Origin of the sequence: Bacteroides ilei, from assembly GCF_900128495.1 — a bacterium.
Taxonomy (GTDB): domain Bacteria; phylum Bacteroidota; class Bacteroidia; order Bacteroidales; family Bacteroidaceae; genus Phocaeicola; species Phocaeicola ilei.
Genome location: NZ_LT635801.1, coordinates 2,508,350 through 2,528,532 on the forward strand (window position 1 = coordinate 2,508,350; position 20,183 = coordinate 2,528,532).

Genomic DNA, 20,183 nt, shown 5'->3' on the forward strand with positions numbered 1-20,183 from the left:
AAAAAGTTTGCCGGAATTTGTGTAACGCTTATGGGTTGATTGTCTGCAGACTTTGACATATTTAGGTTGATAAGTCTGGTTTTATTTAAATTTTACTATGACTTTTTGGTTATTGAAAGATTAAACACTATTTTTGCAACCTCTTTAATATAAATGCAGAATATAGTAATAATTAAATAAATAAGTCGGAAATGAATATTTCACTGCAAAATGTAGACAAAGTAAGTGCTGTACTTACTGTAAAGATTGAAAAAGCTGACTATCAGGAAAAAGTAGAAAAAGCCTTGAAGACTCTTCGTCAGAGAGTCAATATGCCTGGTTTCCGTAAGGGTATGGTTCCTATGGGACTGGTAAAGAAACAGTTTGGAACTTCTGTTTTGGTGGAAGAAGTCGATAAGCTGATGCAGGAAAAAGTATCTGAATATATCCGTGAAAACAAAGTGGATATGTTGGGTGCTCCGCTGCCTAAAGAAAATAACGTGAATTTCGAAACTGATGAGGATTTCGAATTTTCATTTGATATCGCTTTGGCTCCTCAGTTTGAAGTAGCCTTGTCGAATGAAGACACGATAGACTATTACGATATAGATGTAACAGACGAAATGGTTGACCAGCAGGTCAAGATGTACACTCAGCGTACTGCCAAATACGATAAGGTCGATGAATATCAGGACAATGATATGTTGAAGGGTCTGTTGGCTGAGCTGGATGAAAATGGAAGTACCAAAGAAGGTGGCATCCAGGTGGAAGGTGCGGTTATGATGCCTACCTATATGAAGAATGATGATCAGAAGGCTATCTTCAACGGAGCCAAGACAAACACAGTTTTGGTATTTAATCCGGCAACAGCTTTTGACAATAACGAGGCTGAACTGGCATCATTGTTGAAGATCAAGAAGGAAGAAGTGGCTGCACATACCGGAAACTTCAGCTTCCAGATTGAAGAGATTACCCGTATGATTCCTGGTGATTTGAATCAGGAGCTGTTCGACCAGGTATTGGGCGAGGGAAAGGCTCATAACGAGGAAGAATTCCGTGCGCAGATAAAGGATGTCATTGCAAAGCAGTTTGAAGCTGACAGTGATTATAAGTTCTTGATTGATGTCCGTAACTATGTCGTTAACAAGATCGGTAAATTGGAATTCGCAGACGAACTGATGAAACGTATCATGTTGGAGAACAACAAGGACAAAGGCGAAGAATTCGTTGCAGAACATTATGATAAGAGCATTGAAGAGCTGACCTGGCACCTGATTAAGGAAAAACTGGTTGCAGCTAACAATATAAAGGTAGAGCAGTCTGATATCACTGATATGGCCAAAGAAGCTACACGGGCACAGTTTGCTCAGTATGGTATGATCAATGTTCCAGACGAACTGCTTGACAACTACTCTAAAGAAATGTTGAAGAAACGTGAAAGCGTTGAAGCGTTGGTTAACCGTGTAGTTGAATCAAAACTGACTGCAGTGTTGAAAGGTCAGGTTACATTGAATCACAAAGCTATTTCAGCAGAAGATTTCAATAAAATGTTTCAGTAATTCGTTATCGGATGACTGATCCAATTGCTAAAACTTGCTAAAAAGAGGAGCTTTTAATCTGGCTTTTTCCTATTCACGGAAGTTTTTGTACTTTTGTTCGACTTTGGAAAGAGAAGATTCATAGCTCCTCTTTTATATTTATTAATCAATTAATCAATAACAATATGGATGATTTTAGAAAATATGCTACAAAGCATTTAGGAATGAGCAGTATGGTGCTTGATGATGTAATCAAGTCACAGGCTGGTTATTTGAATCCGTATATTCTTGAAGAACGACAGTTGAATGTAACACAGCTCGATGTGTTTTCCAGATTGATGATGGACCGTATCATTTTCCTGGGTACACAGATCGATGATTATACTGCAAATACGTTGCAGGCCCAGTTATTGTATCTGGATTCTGTTGATTCAGGTAAAGATATTTCTATTTATATCAATTCACCTGGCGGTTCGGTTTATGCCGGATTGGGTATTTATGATACCATGCAGTTCATAAGCAGTGATGTGGCTACTATCTGTACTGGTATGGCGGCTTCTATGGCTGCCGTTCTGCTGGTTGCCGGTAAGGAAGGTAAACGGTCGGCATTGACACATTCCCGTGTGATGATACACCAGCCGATGGGTGGTGCCCAGGGACAGGCTTCCGATATCGAGATTACGGCCCGTGAAATCCAGAAACTGAAGAAGGAACTTTATACAATCATCGCCGACCATTCACATACCGACTTTGACAAGGTATGGGCTGACTCGGACCGTGACTATTGGATGACGGCCCAAGAAGCCAAAGAGTATGGCATGATTGATGAAGTATTGTCCCGTAAACCTTCATTATAATCGATAGTAGACATGAAATTTCAGCATGTGGAATACTGCTGGAGTATGATAATTAAATTCATTAGAACATTGGAAAATAAATCGTCTAGTAGAAATAGGAGACGTTGCAGTTTTTGTGGACGTTCGGAGGATGAGGTAGGATTTCTGATTGCAGGTATAAACGGATGTATCTGTGACAGTTGTTCTGAACAGGCACATGAAATTGTTCAGGAGTCTATGCGGCAGAAAAGAGGAGCGAACAACCTGAATCTGAAGGATCTGCCTAAGCCTAAAGACATCAAGGATTTTCTTGATCAGTATGTTATCGGTCAGGATGATGCCAAGCGTTATCTTGCCGTGGCTGTATATAATCATTATAAACGGTTGCTGCAGCCGAATACCAAGGATGATGTGGAGATTGAAAAGTCGAATATCATTATGGTCGGTAGTACCGGTACGGGGAAAACATTGCTGGCACGTACGATTGCCAAATTGCTGCATGTACCGTTTACAATCGTTGACGCTACGGTGTTGACTGAAGCCGGATATGTGGGTGAAGATATCGAAAGTATTCTGACGCGTCTGCTGCAGGTTGCGGACTATAACGTGGAGGAAGCCGAAAGAGGCATTGTCTTTATTGATGAAATCGACAAGATTGCGAGAAAGGGAGACAACCCTTCCATTACACGTGATGTAAGTGGAGAAGGAGTTCAGCAGGGGTTGTTGAAGCTGTTGGAAGGTTCTATTGTGAATGTTCCTCCTCAGGGTGGACGCAAGCACCCGGAGCAGAAGCTTATTCCGGTCAACACGAAGAATATCCTGTTCATTTGCGGTGGTGCGTTCGATGGTATTGAACGTAAGATTGCACAGCGGTTAAATACGAATGTGGTCGGATACAGTGCAGCCAAGGAAACGGTGAAGATTGACCGTGCCAACCTGATGCAGTATATCGCTCCTCAGGATTTGAAGTCATTCGGATTGATTCCGGAGATTATCGGGCGTCTGCCTATCTTGACTTATCTGAAGCCATTGGACCGTACGGCTTTGCGCAATATCCTGACGGAACCGAAGAACTCCATAATCAAACAGTATGTCAAGTTGTTCGAAATGGATGGAGTCAAGCTTGAGTTCCAGCCGGAAGTGTTTGAATATATTGTAGACAAGGCGATTGAGTATAAATTAGGTGCTCGTGGTTTGCGTTCTATTGTTGAAACAATCATGATGGATACCATGTTTGAAATTCCGTCTCATGCTGTTGACAAGTTTGTTGTGACATTGGATTATGCAAAGGAGCAGATGGGCAAGGCTAATCTTTCGCGTTTGCAGACTGCTTGACGAAAAGTTCTGAAAACCGCGTTTTTTTAGCAAAATAATCATCGGAATATTTGCATAATATCAAAAGTTGTTTATAACTTTGTTACATGTGTATAGAGGGGAAACCCCTACGAGTTAGAAAATCTCTTAAATCAAGGGCCATGACGGAAAACATCAATTTAGCGGAACAATTAAAAAAGTATTTTGGTTTCGATACCTTCAAGGGGAATCAAGAAGCTATAATTCGTAACCTGCTTGCCGGAAAGGATACTTTTGTTTTAATGCCGACCGGTGGAGGTAAGTCTCTATGTTATCAGTTGCCTTCTTTGTTGATGGAAGGGACTGCTATTGTGATATCTCCTTTAATTGCTCTGATGAAGAATCAGGTTGATGCGATGCGTAATTTCAGTGAGGAAGACGGGATTGCGCATTTTATAAATTCGTCTTTGACCAAGTCGGCCATTGATCAGGTCAAATCTGATATTTTGACGGGGAAAACCAAGTTATTATATGTGGCTCCCGAGTCATTGACCAAGGAGGAGAATGTAGATTTTCTGAAGCATGTCAAGATTTCATTCTATGCGATCGATGAGGCACATTGTATTTCTGAATGGGGACATGATTTCCGCCCGGAATATCGTCGTATCCGTCCTATCATTAATGAAATAGGTAAGGCTCCTGTAATTGCATTGACGGCAACTGCAACCCCTAAGGTGAAAATGGATATCCAGAAGAGTTTGGGGATGGTGGATGCTACAGAATTCAAATCTTCATTCAACCGTCCGAATCTCTATTACGAAGTTCGTCCTAAAACCAACAATGTAGATAAGGATATCATCAAATTCATCAAACAGAATCCCGAAAAGTCGGGGATCATATATTGTTTGAGCCGGAAGAAGGTTGAGGAACTGGCCGAAATCCTTCAGGCTAACGGTATCAAGGCCCGTCCATACCATGCAGGAATGGATGCTGCCACCCGTAATGCGAATCAGGATGCGTTCCTGAAGGAGGATATTGATGTTATTGTGGCTACCATTGCTTTTGGAATGGGAATTGATAAGCCGGATGTACGTTTTGTGATTCATTATGATGTCCCGAAAAGTCTGGAAGGATATTATCAGGAAACGGGACGTGCCGGTAGAGACGGCGGGGAAGGCCTGTGCATAACCTTTTATTCGAATAAGGATCTTCAGAAACTGGAAAAGTTTATGCAGGGCAAGCCTATATCAGAGCAGGAAATCGGTAAACAGCTTTTGTTGGAGACTGCAGCATATGCCGAATCATCGGTATGCCGCAGAAAGATATTGTTGCACTATTTCGGAGAAGAATATACTGAAGATAATTGTGGTAATTGTGATAACTGTTTAAATCCGAAAAAACAAGTGGAGGCTCAGGATTCATTATGTGCAGTGATTGAAGCAATCATTGCGGTAAAAGAAAATTTCAAACAAGATTATATTATAGATATACTTTTAGGAAACGAGACGTCGGAGGTGCTGGCGCATAAGCATGAGGATCTGGAGGTCTTCGGCTCAGGAATGGGAGAAGACGAACGTATGTGGAATTCCGTTATCCGTCAGGCTTTGATTGCAGGGTATCTTACAAAAGACGTTGAAAATTACGGTTTGCTGAAAGTTACTCCGGAAGGACATAAGTTCTTGAAAAAGCCGAAGTCATTCAAAATTGTAGAAGATGCAGATTTTGATGAGGAAGAGATAGAAGAAGTTCCGATGCGTAGCGGTGCATCGTGTGCCGTAGATCCGGTGCTTTTCTCTATGCTGAAAGATTTGCGTAAAAAGATGTCCAAGAAACTGGATGTTCCGCCCTATGTGATATTCCAGGATCCTTCGCTGGAGGCAATGGCGACTATTTATCCCATCACGCTGGAGGAATTGCAGAATATTCCAGGAGTAGGTGCCGGTAAGGCAAAACGTTACGGGCAGGAATTCTGCGAACTGATCAAGAAACATTGTGAGGAGAATGAAATAGACCGTCCGGAAGATTTGCGTGTACGTACCGTTGCCAATAAATCCAAGTTGAAGGTCTCTATCATCCAGAGTATTGACCGTAAGGTTGCGTTGGATGATATCGCAGTGGCGAAAGGGATTGAATTCAATGAGCTGCTTGATGAGATTGAAGCTATTGTTTATTCTGGTACTAAGTTGAATATTGACTATTTCCTGGAAGATGTGATGGATGAAGACCATATGTTGGACATCTATGATTATTTCAAGGAGTCTACAACCGATAATATAGATGATGCCATGGATGAATTGGGGGCAGATTATACGGAAGAAGAGATCCGTCTGGTCCGTATCAAGTTCATTTCTGAAATGGCGAACTGACCGATCGGTTGCAATATTGGGATTTATGATACAAGCAAGTGAGGATATGCGTCTTCACTTGCTTGTGCTTTTTTGAAAAAGTGTTAATAATTTTATAAAATCCGAATAAAATTGCTATATTTGCACGCAATATAATCTAAACGCATTAGCCCTATGTCATTTATTGCAGATAAAGTTGTAATGGACGGATTGACTTATGATGATGTATTGTTGATTCCGGCCTATTCTAATGTTTTACCTAAAACTGTCGAGCTCTCGACGAAATTTTCACGTAATATTACTTTGAATGTCCCGTTTGTGACTGCCGCAATGGACACGGTTACAGAAGCCCAGATGGCAATTGCCATTGCTCGCGAGGGTGGTATCGGTGTTATCCACAAGAATATGTCGATTGCTGAACAGGCCCGTCAGGTAGCTATTGTGAAACGTGCCGAAAACGGTATGATTTACGACCCCGTAACCATCAAGCGTGGTGTTACAGTAAAGCAGGCACTGGATATGATGGCCGAATATAAGATTGGCGGTATTCCTGTGGTAGACGATGAAAATTATTTGGTAGGTATCGTGACGAACCGTGATCTTCGCTTTGAAAAGAATATGGACAAGAACATTGATGAAGTGATGACCAAGGAACACATCGTAACAACGGCTCCCGGGACAGATATGGAAACTGCAGCCAGAATATTGCAGGAAAACAAGATTGAAAAATTGCCGGTTGTAGACAAAGACGGAAAGCTGGTCGGTCTGATTACCTATAAGGATATAACGAAGGCTAAGGATAAACCGATGGCTTGTAAGGATGCCAAGGGCCGTTTGCGTGTAGCTGCCGGAGTTGGCGTAACCAACGATACCTTGCAACGCATGGAAGCCCTGATCAATGCGGGAGCTGATGCTATTGTAATCGATACTGCTCACGGACATTCTCAGGGGGTTATAGATAAGTTGAAGGAAGCTAAGAAGAATTTCCCGGATGTGGATATCGTTGTCGGTAACATTGCAACGGGAGAGGCTGCAAAGATGTTGGTTGAGGCCGGAGCTGATGCGGTGAAGGTCGGTATCGGTCCGGGTTCTATCTGTACTACCCGTGTGGTTGCCGGTGTCGGTGTTCCTCAGTTGACTGCGGTATATGACGTTGCCAAAGCATTGGAAGGTACGGGCGTTCCTTTGATTGCTGATGGTGGTCTGCGTTATTCAGGGGATGTTGTCAAGGCTTTGGCAGCCGGTGCTTATAGCGTAATGGTTGGTTCATTGGTCGCCGGTACTGAAGAATCTCCAGGTGATACCATTATTTTCAATGGCCGTAAGTTTAAGTCATATCGTGGTATGGGTTCATTGGAAGCCATGGAACATGGTTCAAAGGACCGTTATTTCCAGGCTGATACGGTGGATGTCAAGAAGCTGGTTCCGGAGGGTATTGCGGCGCGTGTACCATATAAAGGTAGCCTGTATGAAGTGATCTATCAGCTGGTAGGCGGATTGCGCTCAGGTATGGGATACTGTGGTGCTCACAACATCATGGAACTGCATAATGCGAAATTTACGCGTATAACCAATGCCGGAGTACTGGAAAGTCATCCACACGATGTAACCATTACCAGTGAAGCTCCTAATTATAGCCGTCCACAGTAATTTTAATATAGATTTAGCGATATTTATAGATGTCGTTAAAGTAGAATGAAGAATTTCGTGTACATTTACGTCATGTTAGTGTATACGGAATTCTTCTTTTTGTTTTAGCGTATGAAGGTATTGGTCTGGAAAATTTTTGTTTCGGTGGCAGCTTGTCTGGTAAGTTTGTCATTTTATGCGGCTGAACCGGATAGGGTATTGTTACATATCCAAGGGGAGGGGGTGACAAAAGGCGAATTTGAGCATTATTGCCGGAGCCATATGCCGAAAGATCGTTTTACGAATTCTGTCGATAAATGTATGGAGGATTTTATCCGTTTCAAGCTGAAGGTATTTGCCGCCAGGTCGTGTGGATGGGATACTTTGCCTACTTTCAGACAACAGTGTAAGGTGCGGCAGGGCGAAGTTCTGAAGTCATATTTTATAGATAATAGGAAAATGGAAGACCGTTGCAGGGATCTGTTTCATTCTTCTGCTTCCCGTCTGGTAATGAACGATTGGGTACAGTTTGATCAGATTACAGTCCCATTGTCCCAACATGCCTCTAAAAAGGAAGAGTATGCTGCAAAGGTATACATGGATTCTGTTTATAAGGTCTTACAGCAGGGAGGAGGTTCCGGCTTGAAGTTCAGAAAATCTGGCGGATGGTTGCCTCTTGTCGGTTTGCTGCAGGAGTTTGTGGATGAATTGGTCGTTCTTCCCAAAGGAGGCTATTCGGCTCCTTTCTTTTCTCCTATGGGAATGCATATCATCCGTCTGGTAGACCGGAAACAGGGGCTTTCTTATGAAGAGGCACGTCCTTATTTGGAAGCCTACCTTGAGCAGCATGATATTTCTTCTTTCTTGAAGAAGAAATATTACGACGGATGGGTAGAGGGACGTTCTGTCACGGGGGATGTTGCTGTTGCCTTGAGAGAGGTAAAGGACCGTTTTCTGGTGGAATGTTGGGATGCCGTTCATCGGCCCGATACGGAATCTCTTGTTGGAAAAGACGGAGTCCTTGCCGGTTATTTTGAGAAGCATAAGGATGCATATCGATGGGAATTTCCTCATTATAAGGGAGCGGTGATACGGTGTTCCGATAAAAAAGCCGCAAAAAAGATAAAGAAATTGTTGAAAAAATCTCCGATGTCTGATTGGAAAGAAGCATTGGATACTTATTTGAAGGACAATCCGTCATTGAAGGCAGATATGCAGGTAGGGTTGTTTCAGATCGGAACCAATGCTTATGTCGATAAGTTGGCATTCAAATGTGGCGAACTGCCTTCTGATTCTGTGTATCATTATGCTTTTTTGGTAGGCAAGCGTCTGAAGAAGGGCCCGGAAGAATTCAAGGATGTGTATGATGATGTGTTGAAGGATTATCAGGAGGAGCAATACAGAACGGAGTTTGAAGATTTGCGCAAGCGTTTCCCTGTAGAAATCAATCAAGAGGTTTTAAAAACCGTTAATTGTGGCGGAAGTAATTAATTATTAATGTATCTTCGTTCATTAATTGATATTTGATGGCTGGGATGAATAAATTAAGTATCTTTGCCGCTGTGCTGTCTTTTTTGACAGGTTGCAGTCAGACGGTCGATCATAAAGGTAAGACCCCTTTGGTGGAAGTCGGCCATGACTTTCTGTACAAGGAAGATTTGCAGTCGGCTATGCCTCCCGGTCTTCATGGAGAAGACAGTACCCGGTTTGCTGAAGAATATATCCATAACTGGGTAGAAGATATATTGCTCTATCGGAAGGCTGAAGGAAATATCCCGGATAATGTAAAGGTGGATGAACTGGTAGCGTCTTACCGTCGTGCGTTGATTATGCACGTCTATCAGGAGGAACTGGTAAACCAGAAATTGGGTAGTAACATATCCGATGAAGAGATAGAAGAATATTATAAACAGAATGGTGGCATGTTTCAGGCTGACCAACCTTATATTCAAGGCCTGTTTATTAAGGTGCCGTTGAATACTCCTCATTTGAATAACCTGCGTAGCTGGTATAGAAAGAATACACAGGATGCAATTGATAAGATTGAAAAGTTCAGTGTGGGAAATGCGATCGTTTATGATTATTTTTACGACAGATGGAAGCCTGTATCCGATTTCGCGGTTAAAATGCCGTTAAAAGCTTTGGATAGTGATGTCGGTTATCTGGACCGTAATAGAAACGTGGAATTGCGCGATACTGCTTTCTGCTATTTTCTTCATGTTGAAAAGTTCCTGCCTAAAGGGGAACGTCTTCCTTTGGAGTATGCAAAGAATGAGATAAAGGAAATATTGGTTAATCTGAAGCGGGTTGAGTTTATAAATGAGATGAAAGAGAACTTGTATAAGGAAGCTTCGGATGACAAGGATATAATTTATTATTAGAACACGGACAATGGATAAGTGTAAATTGCTTAAAATTTATGTATGTATGCTTCTGTTGCTGGCTGGTATTCCGGCTTCTGCCCAGAATAATGTGATAGATGAGGTAGTATGGGTAGTCGGTGATGAAGCGATTTTGAAATCGGATGTAGAGAATGAACGTCTGAATGCACAATATGAGAACCGTCATTTTGAAGGTGATCCGTATTGTGTGATTCCTGAAGAGCTTGCCGTACAGAAACTGTTCCTGCATCAGGCTGAAATTGATAGTGTGACTGTTTCCGATCAGGAAGTACTCCAGCAGGTAGAACAGCGTGCAGCATGGTTGATGGATCAGATCGGGTCAAAGGAGAAGATGGAAGAGTATTATAACAAGAGTTATACCCAGATTCGGGAAATGCTCCGTGAGAACATCCGTGACGGTCTGACGGTCCAGCAGATGCGTGACAAAATTGTGGGAGATATCAAGCTGACACCGGCGGAGGTTCGTAATTATTTCAGTAAGTTGCCGCAGGACAGTATACCGTTTATACCTACTCAGGTTGAGGTACAGATCATAACGTTGGAACCTAAGATTCCGGAAGCGGAGATAGAGCGCGTCAAGGCCCAGCTGAGGGAGTATGCTGAACAGGTGAATAGCGGGGAGACTACCTTTTCGGTGTTGGCCCGTTTCTATTCGGAAGATCCGGGTACAGCCCGTAGAGGAGGTGAAGGAGGTTTTACCGGACGTGGTGAACTTGTTCCTGAATTTGCCAATGTGGTGTTTAATCTGACAGATCCGAAGAAGGTATCAAAAGTATTCGAAACAGAGTTCGGTTTCCATATAGCACAATTGATCGAGAAGCGGGGTGACCGTGTGAACTACCGTCACATATTGTTGCGTCCGAAGGTTGATCAAAAAGACATCGATGCAGCATTGGGACGTCTGGATTCCATTGCCGATGATATCCGGAAGAATAAGTTTTCTTTTGACGATGCTGCAACGTGGCTGTCTCAGGATAAGGATACAAAAAACAACCACGGTCTGTTGGCTAATCCGCAGACAAACACGTCGCGTTTTGAGATGCAGCAATTGGCCGGGCTGATATCCCAGGATGTGGCCAAGGTAGTTGAAGGCTTGCAGATTGGTGAGATTTCCAAGCCGTTTACAATGATCAATTCGAAGGGGAAACAGGTTTGTGCTATAGTCAAGCTGAAGAACCGTATTGACGGCCATAAGGCGACTATTACCGAGGATTACCAGAGATTGAAAGGCATTGTGACGGCTAAGCGGAGCGAAGAGAAGATTCAGAAGTGGATTGTTGAGAAACAGAAATCCACCTATGTCCGTATCAATCCGGAATGGAGGAAGTGTGACTTCAGGTATCCGGGATGGATTAAATAATAAATAATAGTTTCGGTCTGTTCCGTGAGGGACAGATGTTTAAAAGGATATATGCAGAATAGAAATCGACATACTTCTAGCGGGCATAGAACGTTGCTTTTCGGCGTTCTGTGCCTGTTCGGCTTTTGTTTATTGGCGCAGAAGCCCGTTACCGGTCCGCAGAAAAAACAGTCTGCTGGCACACAAGCAGGTCAGGTAAAGCAATCGGATAAGGGTAAGCAGAGCCAGCAACCTAAAAGTAAAGTGTATCTGCTTCATTCGGACTTGTTGCGGAAAGATTCACGCCATCCCGATGCACAGGTAGTGGTAGGTAATGTGGCGTTCCGTCATGACAGCATGTATATGTATTGTGACAGTGCCTATTATTATGATAAGATCAATTCGTTTGAGGCTTTCAGTAATGTAAAGATGGAACAGGGAGATACACTGTTTGTGTATGGTGACCGTTTGTATTACGACGGAATGACACAGATAGCTCAGGTCCGTGAAAATGTGCGGATGGAAAACCGTAACACGACATTGCTGACAGACAGTCTGAACTATGACCGTCTATACAATCTGGGTTATTATTTCGACGGGGGAACCTTGATGGATGAGCAGAATGTGCTGACTTCCGAGTGGGGGGAATACAATCCAAAGACCAAACAGTCGGTATTCAATTATAATGTGAAACTGGTGAATCCACAGTTTACTTTAACCTCGGATACCTTGCGTTACAATACGGCAACTAAGATTGCAGATATTGTAGGTCCATCGGATATTTACAGCGACCAGAACCATATCTATTCCGAATTAGGTACCTACAATACGGTGACAGGTAAAGCTGACCTGTATAACCGTTCTGTCATAACCAATGAAGGGAAACAGCTTACGGGAGATACGTTGTTTTATGACCGGAACAGCGGCGTTGGTGAAGCTTTTTCGAATATGGTCATGACTGATACCATCAATAAGAACATGATGACGGGTGATTATGGATATTATAATGACAAGACAAAATATGCTTTTGCCACAAAAAAGGCGGTAGCTGTGGATTATTCACAGGGTGACAGCCTGTTTCTGCATGCCGATACGCTGATGATGGTGACGTTCCATCTGGATACCGATTCCATGTTCCGTGAAATGCGGGCTTTCCATAAAGTCCGTTTTTTCCGTACCGACCTGCAGGGGACTGCCGATTCACTGGTGTTTTCGAGCAAGGACAGTTGCCTGACCATGTATCATGATCCTATCCTGTGGAATGACAAGCAGCAGTTGGTGGGAGAGAAAATTCTGATCTATATGAATGACAGTACCGTCGACTGGGCACATATAATCAATCAGGCGTTATCGGTCGAAGAGCTTGATTCCACTATGTATAATCAGGTATCGGGAAAAGAGATGAAGGCTTATTTCCGGGACGGACAGATGCATAAGACTGAAGTGGAAGGTTCGGTACGGGTAGTCTATTATCCGATGGACTCGGACAGTACCCTGATAGGGATGAATGTTTCTGAAACCAGTAAGCTGGAAGTTTATCTGCAGGATCAGAAGATAGAGAGGATGGTGATGAGCCCGCAATCAAGCGGTACTCTTTACCCGTTGCCCCAGATTCCGAAAGGTAAAGACAAACTTGAAAATTTTGTTTGGTTCGATTATATACGGCCGCTCGACAAGAACGATATCTTTAATTGGCGGGGAAAGAAAGTTGAAGACCAGTTGAAGAAGAGTGTCCGCGGGCCGATAGAATTGCCTAACCAACATTTGTTTGAAAATAAAAAGTAAGCGTTATGGGATTATTTACGATGAGAAAGCCACGCCCGTTCCATCATGAATATATTTATGTGGACGAGCGGAAGGAGAAGCTGCAGAAGATAGAAGAGACTGCAAAACGTGAATTAGGAATGCTTCCTCCTAAAGAGTTTTCACCGGAAGATATCCGTGGAAAATTCATTGAAGGTACTACTTACTTGAAGCGCCGGAAGGAAAGCGGACGTAAGCCTCTGAGTTATGCTACTATTTTTATAGCACTTGCTGTATTGATCTATATCATGCATTATCTGGTGACAGGCGAACTTACGTTCTGATAGCCTGAAGTGTTTAAATCATCTTTTAACTATGAGCGATGTAATCCGTTTATTACCCGATTCTGTAGCTAACCAGATAGCGGCGGGAGAGGTCATTCAGCGTCCGGCTTCGGTAGTGAAGGAGCTTGTCGAGAATGCTATAGACGCCGGTGCACATCATATTGATGTGTTGGTAACCGATGCCGGAAAAACTTGCATTCAGGTTATTGATGATGGCAAGGGAATGTCGGAAACCGATGCCCGTCTGGCTTTTGAACGGCATGCGACCTCCAAGATCCGTGAGGCCGCCGATCTGTTTTCTCTGCATACCATGGGGTTCCGTGGCGAAGCGCTGGCTTCGATTGCTGCGGTTGCACAGGTAGAGTTACGTACTTGTCAGGAGGGAGAATCCTTGGGTACACTTGTCAATATAGCTGGTTCGAAAGTTGAATCGCAAGAGCCTGTTGCGTGTGCGGTAGGAAGTAATTTTTCTGTCAGAAACCTTTTCTTTAATGTTCCGGCACGACGTAAGTTCCTGAAATCGAACCAGACTGAGTTGAGTAATATTCTGACCGAGTTCGAACGTATAGCTTTGGTCAATCCGGATGTTTCCTTTACCTTGCACCATAACGGTACGGAGATGTTGAATCTGCCGGCTATCCAGTTGCGCCAGCGTATTATGGGCGTTTTCGGGAAAAAACTGAACCAGGATCTGTTGTCGCTCGAAGTCGAGACTTCGATGGTGAAGATTCATGGATTTATAGGAAAGCCAGAAACGGCCCGTAAAAAAGGTGCGCGTCAGTTTTTCTTCGTGAACGGCCGTTATATGCGGCATCCTTATTTTCACAAGGCCGTTGCCGATGCATATGAGAATCTGATTCCGGTGGGGGAACAGATTTCTTATTTCCTTTATTTCGATGTCGATGCGGCTAATATTGACGTCAATATTCATCCTACAAAGACTGAGATAAAGTTTGAAAATGAACAGGCTATCTGGCAGATTCTGTCGGCAGCCGTAAAGGAGACGCTGGGGCGTTTCAATGCTGTTCCGTCTATTGATTTTGATACGGAAGGCATGCCTGATATACCGGCGTTCGATGCAGTACCCGAAGGGGTACATCCACCGGTAACGTCGTATGACCCTTCCTATAATCCGTTCGATACGCCTCCTTCCTCGTATACGCCTTCATCTTCCAGCAAGAAGCATCTGGAATGGGAACCTCTGTTCCAGGGACTGGAAAAGAATGAGAGACGTTCATGGGAAACTTCTGCCGACGGCTTTCAGGAAGAGGAATACTCCGGAACGCCTTCTCAGGAAGAGATGCCGTCCTTGTACGACGGACATCCCGAAGCCGCTGTAACAGAAAAGGCCGCACAGCATTATCAGTATAAAGGCAGTTATATCCTTACTTCCGTAAAGTCGGGGCTGATGATCATTGATCAGCAACGGGCACATATCCGTATTCTGTATGAGCAGTATATGCAGCAGATAGCCGACCGTCATAATGTATCGCAGCGCTTGCTGTTTCCCGATATGGTGCATTTCCCGCCTTCCGAGGTCCCTGTTCTGGAAGAGATAATGGACGATCTGACGGCATTGGGCTTTGATCTGAGCAGTCTGGGCGGAGGTTCGTATGCCATTAACGGTGTCCCTGCCGGAATTGAAGGCTTGAATCCGGAGACATTGGTTACCGATATGGTGCAGACAGCGGTTGAAAAGGGATGTAAGGTAAAGGAAGAAGTGCAGAGCATGCTTGCCCTGTCTCTGGCAAAGGCTGCGGCTATAGTCCCGGGGCAGGTGCTGACCAATGAGGAAATGAACAGTCTTGTGGATGGACTGTTTGCTGTTTCTACACCGAATTATACACCCGACGGCAAAACTGTCCTTTCTTTGTTGAAGGAAGAGGATATAGAAAAGATGTTCAAGTAGGGTAGAGACTGAAGGTTAAGCCCATATGTAAAAAAAGAACCTGATCTTTTTCCGGAAAGAACTTGAAATAATTGTCGGGACATTATAGAGTTTGAAAGAAAACGACTTGACGTTTTGTGTAGGATTCTTTGAAATCTTTTCATAACGTCAAGTCGTTTTTTTATGATATTTTTATTTGTATTCTTGCCAACTCTTTATCTGTATATCTTCCTGCTTCATCTTGCAGAACGCTTCTATAAAGGCTTGGGCCAGACGCGCATTGGTGATCAACGGAATGTTATGGTCGATGGCTCCACGGCGGATCAGGTATCCGTTTGTGAGTTCCCGTTTCGTGTGGTTCTTCGGAATGTTTACTATCAGGTCAAACTGATGGTTGGATATCATTTTCATGACATTGTTTTCGGCGTGTGGGCGTTCGTCGGGCCAGAACACCGGGGTAGTGGCGACACCATGTGAATTCAGGAAAGCGGCCGTACCGGCTGTAGCGTAGATGTGGTAGCCGTTCTTTTTCAGCATCTGGCTGGCATCCAGCAGGTCGACTTTCGATTTCGTGGCTCCAGATGAAAACAGTACCCCTTTCTGCGGTATTTTATAACCGGTAGCTATCATGGCGTTCAACAAGGCTTCATTGAAATCGTCGCCAAGGCAGCCCACCTCACCTGTCGATGACATGTCTACCCCCAGTACAGGGTCGGCGTTCTGAAGGCGTGCGAATGAGAATTGTGAGGCCTTTACCCCGATGCGGTCAATATCGAAGGCCGATTTGTCGGCTTTGGTGAATGGCGCATCCAGCATGATACGGGTAGCCGTTTCGATGAAATTACGTTTCAGAACTTTGGATACGAACGGGAAGCTCCGCGACGCACGCAGGTTACATTCGATGACCTTGACTTCATTTTTCTTGGCGAGGAACTGGATGTTGAACGGGCCTGAGATGTTCAGTTCCTGGGCAATCTTGCGGCTGATTTTCTTGATCTGGCGGGCGGTAGAGAAATAGATCTGTTGTGCCGGGAACACCATGGTTGCGTCGCCAGAATGGACTCCTGCATATTCTATGTGTTCAGAAATGGCATATTCTACGATTTCGCCTTGTTGGGCTACGGCATCGAATTCAATTTCTTTGGTTTCCTGCATGAACTGGGATACGACAACCGGATATTCCTTGGAAACTTCACTGGCCATCTGCAGGAAGCGGACCAGTTCTTCTTCGTCATAGCAGACGTTCATGGCAGCTCCTGAAAGTACATACGAAGGACGTACCAGAACCGGGTACCCTACCTGGGCTACAAAGTTTTTGATATCGTCCATGCTGGTGAGCTGCTGCCAGGCGGGTTGGTCGATACCGAGCTGGTCGAGCATGCTTGAGAACTTGTTCCGGTTTTCCGCACGGTCGATTGAAACCGGTGATGTACCCAGGATGGGCACCGACTGGCGATAAAGCTTCATGGCAAGATTGTTGGGAATCTGTCCGCCTACCGAAACGATTACACCGCGAGGCTGTTCCAGATCGATGATATCCATTACCCGTTCAAAAGAAAGTTCATCGAAATACAGCCGGTCGCACATGTCATAATCGGTCGATACGGTTTCGGGATTATAGTTGATCATGATGGCTTTGTAGCCCAGTTTCCGGGCAGTCTGGATGGCGTTCACCGAGCACCAGTCGAATTCTACGGACGAACCGATGCGGTAAGCTCCCGATCCGAGTACGACAACCGATTTTTCATTCTTGTAGTAGTTTACATCATATCCTTCTGCATCGTAGGTCAGATAGAGATAATTGGTCAGCTCGGGATGTTCGGATGCCACTGTGTTGATACGTTTTACGGCTGGAAGAATATGGAGTTTCTTACGGTATTCACGTACCTGCAGGTTTTCTTTTTCCATGTTTCCGGATGTCGGTTTCAGGACGAAACGTGCAATCTGGAAATCGGAGAATCCCAGTCGTTTGGCTTCACGGAGTACATTTTCGGGGAGTTCCTCCAGGCTGTTGTAACTTTCCAGTTTTGCCTTGAAATTGACGATATTTCTCAGGCGTGTGATGAACCAGGGATCTATTCTGGTCAGCTCGTAGATCCGTTCAATGCTGTATCCTTCTTCCAGTGCCTGTGCTATGGCGAATATCCGTAAGTCGGTAGGATTGGCCAGCTCATCGTCCAGGTTGTCGAAACGTGTGTGGTTATTACCAACAAAGCCATGCATGCCCTGTCCGATCATCCTTAACCCTTTTTGGATAATCTCTTCAAAAGAACGTCCGATAGACATGATTTCGCCTACCGATTTCATGCTGGAACCGATCCGTCGGGAAACACCTGCGAATTTGGTCAGGTCCCAGCGGGGAATCTTGCAGATAAGGTAGTCGAGTGACGGGGCCACATAGGCCGAATTGGGAGTTCCCATTTCACCTATCTGGTCGAGCGTATAGCCTAAAGCGATTTTGGCGGCAACAAAGGCCAGCGGGTAGCCGGTCGCTTTGGAGGCCAACGCTGAAGAACGGCTGAGGCGGGCGTTGACTTCAATGATACGGTAGTCGTCGGTATCGGCGTTGAAAGCATACTGGATATTACATTCGCCTACGATACCCAGATGTCTGATGCATTTCTTTGAGAGTTCCTGCAAGGCTGTTACCTGTTCTTCTGTCAATGAACAGGTCGGAGCGACTACGATGGATTCACCTGTATGGATACCCAGAGGATCGAAATTTTCCATGCTGGCAACGGTGAAGCAATGGTCGTTCGAATCGCGGATCACTTCGAATTCTATTTCTTTCCATCCTTTCAGTGACTCTTCTACCAGAATCTGCGGTGAGAAGGTGAAGGCGCTTTCGGCCAGTTCGATGAAAGTCGCTTCATCGGGGCAAATACCGCTTCCCAGACCTCCAAGGGCATAAGCTGAGCGGATCATCACCGGATAGCCGATACGTTGGGCGGCTGCAAGTGCTTCTTTCATGTTCTCTACAGCCTGGCTGACGGGAGTCTTGAGTGAGACTTCATTCATTTTCTTGACAAAGAGGTCGCGGTCTTCGGTATACATGATCGCTTCGACCGAAGTTCCCAGTACCTCGACCTGATATTCCTGCAATACACCTTTCTGATACAGTTCGGTCCCGCAGTTGAGGGCGGTTTGTCCTCCGAATGCAAGTAGAATTCCGTCGGGACGTTCCTTTTTGATGATTTCGGTCACGAAATAGGGAGTGACAGGCAAAAAATAAACCTGGTCGGCTATCCCTTCCGAAGTCTGGATTGTAGCGATATTCGGATTGATGAGGACCGAGCGTATGCCTTCTTCACGCAAGGCTTTCAATGCCTGTGAACCGGAGTAGTCGAATTCGCCGGCTTGTCCTATCTTTAAGGCGCCGGAGCCTAATACAAGTACTTTTTTCAATGCTTTTTTCATGATATGATAGATTTTGATTGTTAACAAGAGTATGGTGGATACAGTTTGCTCCGGAGGAACAGGTATCTCTATCCGTTACCTGCAAAGAAACAATTTATTTTGAAGAAAACAAAGTATTTATGTATCTTTGCCGTCATCAATGAACAAACAGGTAACTAGTATGAAAAAAGAAAAAATTATATTGACCGGTGACCGTCCTACCGGGAAACTACATATCGGACATTATGTAGGCTCTTTACGCCGCCGTGTCGAGCTGCAGAATTCAGGGCTGTATGACAAGATCTTTATTTTTGAGGCCGACGGACAGGCTTTGACGGACAATATAGACAATCCGGAGAAAGTCCGCCAGAATGTGATTGAAGTAGCTCTTGATTATCTGGCCGTAGGGTTGGATCCGGCAAAGTCGACCATCTTTATCCAGTCTCAGATTCCTGAACTGTGTGAGTTAACGTTTTATTATATGGATATGGTTACCGTATCACGTTTACAGCGTAATCCGACGGTGAAGACTGAAATACAGATGCGTAATTTTGAGACCAGCATTCCGGTGGGCTTCTTTACCTATCCGATCAGTCAGGCCGCCGATATAACAGCCTTTAAGGCAACTACGGTTCCAGCCGGTGAAGACCAGGAGCCTATGTTGGAGCAGGCACGTGAAATAGTGCGCCGCTTTAACCATATTTACGGTGACACTTTGGTGGAACCGGAAATACTGTTACCGGACAACGCTGCCTGTCTCCGTTTGCCGGGAACAGACGGAAAGACAAAGATGAGCAAATCGTTGGGTAACTGTATCTATCTGTCCGATTCGGCCGATGAGGTGGAAAAGAAGGTGAAGAGTATGTATACCGATCCGACGCATATCAAAGTGAGCGATCCCGGGAAACTGGAAGGGAATACCGTTTTCACTTATCTGGACGCATTCTGTAAGCCGGAACATTTCGGACGTTATCTGCCCGATTATGCTTCACTTGATGAACTGAAGGCTCATTATACCCGTGGAGGATTGGGAGATATGAAAGTCAAGAAATTCCTGGCCGCCATCATGCAGGAAGAGTTGGACCCTATCCGTAACCGCAGGAAAGAATTCGCGAAAGATATTCCGGCTGTGTATGACATGTTGAAGAAAGGGTGTGAAACAGCACGTGAAACTGCAGCCCGGACTTTGGATGAAGTACGCCGTGCCATGAAGATCAATTATTTTGATGACGATGCGTTGATTGCCGAGCAGGCCAAACGTTTCGCGGAAGAATGATAGTTTATTATTTTACCATCCTGTAAATTTTGTCAGGATGGTAAAATATTGGTTTTCAGTAATAACCGGTTTTACGTAATCGGGTTGGACGATAAATTGCGGATGTTTTCTCCAAAAAAACTGACGGAAAGTTTGCAAATTCAAAATAAAGATGTACCTTTGCATCCGCAATTAA

The 20,183-nt window shown here is 44.4% G+C and carries 13 protein-coding genes; 12 read left to right on the forward strand and 1 reads right to left on the reverse strand.

The features are described from left to right. Window positions 1-191: 191 nt before the first annotated feature. From tig to mutL, 11 genes are all read left to right on the forward strand, one after another. Window positions 192-1,538, forward strand: coding sequence for a trigger factor (tig, locus tag BQ7489_RS10825; protein WP_072531014.1), 1,347 nt, complete (start codon window positions 192-194; stop codon window positions 1,536-1,538). Between the two features lie 164 nt (window positions 1,539-1,702). Continuing rightward, complete coding sequence (gene clpP, locus BQ7489_RS10830; protein WP_072531015.1) at window positions 1,703-2,374, forward strand: ATP-dependent Clp endopeptidase proteolytic subunit ClpP; 672 nt, start codon at window positions 1,703-1,705, stop codon at window positions 2,372-2,374. A gap of 45 nt (window positions 2,375-2,419) precedes the next feature. Continuing rightward, complete coding sequence (gene clpX, locus BQ7489_RS10835) at window positions 2,420-3,688, forward strand: ATP-dependent Clp protease ATP-binding subunit ClpX (protein WP_072532138.1); 1,269 nt, start codon at window positions 2,420-2,422, stop codon at window positions 3,686-3,688. Window positions 3,689-3,828: 140 nt separating this feature from the next. Further along, window positions 3,829-6,012, forward strand: coding sequence for a DNA helicase RecQ (gene recQ / locus BQ7489_RS10840; RefSeq protein ID WP_072531016.1), 2,184 nt, complete (start codon window positions 3,829-3,831; stop codon window positions 6,010-6,012). Window positions 6,013-6,165: 153 nt separating this feature from the next. Continuing rightward, window positions 6,166-7,641 (forward strand): IMP dehydrogenase, encoded by a 1,476-nt coding sequence (guaB, locus tag BQ7489_RS10845; RefSeq protein WP_072531017.1) that lies wholly within the window; start codon window positions 6,166-6,168, stop codon window positions 7,639-7,641. A gap of 111 nt (window positions 7,642-7,752) precedes the next feature. Beyond that, window positions 7,753-9,111 carry a hypothetical protein gene (locus tag BQ7489_RS10850; RefSeq protein ID WP_083580576.1) on the forward strand — a complete coding sequence of 453 codons (1,359 nt, stop codon included), beginning with the start codon at window positions 7,753-7,755 and terminating at the stop codon, window positions 9,109-9,111. Between the two features lie 44 nt (window positions 9,112-9,155). Continuing rightward, the gene (locus BQ7489_RS10855) at window positions 9,156-10,001 is read left to right on the forward strand and encodes a peptidylprolyl isomerase (protein WP_113745292.1); all 846 of its coding nucleotides are present in this window, start codon (window positions 9,156-9,158) and stop codon (window positions 9,999-10,001) included. 46 nt (window positions 10,002-10,047) lie between these two features. Beyond that, window positions 10,048-11,382, forward strand: coding sequence for a peptidylprolyl isomerase (locus BQ7489_RS10860; RefSeq protein WP_374044802.1), 1,335 nt, complete (start codon window positions 10,048-10,050; stop codon window positions 11,380-11,382). 51 nt (window positions 11,383-11,433) lie between these two features. Then, window positions 11,434-13,146, forward strand: coding sequence for an OstA-like protein (locus tag BQ7489_RS10865; protein WP_072531020.1), 1,713 nt, complete (start codon window positions 11,434-11,436; stop codon window positions 13,144-13,146). A 5-nt stretch (window positions 13,147-13,151) separates the two neighbouring features. After that, window positions 13,152-13,448: a hypothetical protein gene (locus tag BQ7489_RS10870; protein ID WP_072531021.1), complete on the forward strand. Its 297-nt coding sequence runs from the start codon at window positions 13,152-13,154 to the stop codon at window positions 13,446-13,448. 31 nt (window positions 13,449-13,479) lie between these two features. Then, window positions 13,480-15,357 carry a DNA mismatch repair endonuclease MutL gene (gene mutL / locus BQ7489_RS10875; protein ID WP_072531022.1) on the forward strand — a complete coding sequence of 626 codons (1,878 nt, stop codon included), beginning with the start codon at window positions 13,480-13,482 and terminating at the stop codon, window positions 15,355-15,357. A gap of 171 nt (window positions 15,358-15,528) precedes the next feature. Here the strand turns inward: mutL and carB are convergent, their stop codons facing one another. After that, complete coding sequence (gene carB / locus BQ7489_RS10880) at window positions 15,529-18,753, reverse strand: carbamoyl-phosphate synthase (glutamine-hydrolyzing) large subunit (protein WP_072531023.1); 3,225 nt, start codon at window positions 18,751-18,753, stop codon at window positions 15,529-15,531. Between the two features lie 160 nt (window positions 18,754-18,913). Here carB and trpS point away from each other — a divergent pair, with 160 nt between their 5' ends. Beyond that, window positions 18,914-20,008: a tryptophan--tRNA ligase gene (gene trpS, locus BQ7489_RS10885; RefSeq protein ID WP_072532140.1), complete on the forward strand. Its 1,095-nt coding sequence runs from the start codon at window positions 18,914-18,916 to the stop codon at window positions 20,006-20,008. The last annotated feature ends 175 nt before the right edge of the window (window positions 20,009-20,183 follow it).

Coding starts and splice junctions, on each gene's coding strand:
- BQ7489_RS10870 (WP_072531021.1), top strand. CDS start 13,152: ATGGGATTATTTACGATGAGAAAGCCACGCCCGTTCCATCATGAATAT.
- BQ7489_RS10860 (WP_374044802.1), top strand. CDS start 10,048: ATGCTTCTGTTGCTGGCTGGTATTCCGGCTTCTGCCCAGAATAATGTG.
- BQ7489_RS10865 (WP_072531020.1), top strand. CDS start 11,434: ATGCAGAATAGAAATCGACATACTTCTAGCGGGCATAGAACGTTGCTT.
- BQ7489_RS10855 (WP_113745292.1), top strand. CDS start 9,156: ATGAATAAATTAAGTATCTTTGCCGCTGTGCTGTCTTTTTTGACAGGT.
- trpS (WP_072532140.1), top strand. CDS start 18,914: ATGAAAAAAGAAAAAATTATATTGACCGGTGACCGTCCTACCGGGAAA.
- clpP (WP_072531015.1), top strand. CDS start 1,703: ATGGATGATTTTAGAAAATATGCTACAAAGCATTTAGGAATGAGCAGT.
- guaB (WP_072531017.1), top strand. CDS start 6,166: ATGTCATTTATTGCAGATAAAGTTGTAATGGACGGATTGACTTATGAT.
- tig (WP_072531014.1), top strand. CDS start 192: ATGAATATTTCACTGCAAAATGTAGACAAAGTAAGTGCTGTACTTACT.
- mutL (WP_072531022.1), top strand. CDS start 13,480: ATGAGCGATGTAATCCGTTTATTACCCGATTCTGTAGCTAACCAGATA.
- clpX (WP_072532138.1), top strand. CDS start 2,420: ATGATAATTAAATTCATTAGAACATTGGAAAATAAATCGTCTAGTAGA.
- BQ7489_RS10850 (WP_083580576.1), top strand. CDS start 7,753: ATGAAGGTATTGGTCTGGAAAATTTTTGTTTCGGTGGCAGCTTGTCTG.
- carB (WP_072531023.1), bottom strand. CDS start 18,753: ATGAAAAAAGCATTGAAAAAAGTACTTGTATTAGGCTCCGGCGCCTTA.
- recQ (WP_072531016.1), top strand. CDS start 3,829: ATGACGGAAAACATCAATTTAGCGGAACAATTAAAAAAGTATTTTGGT.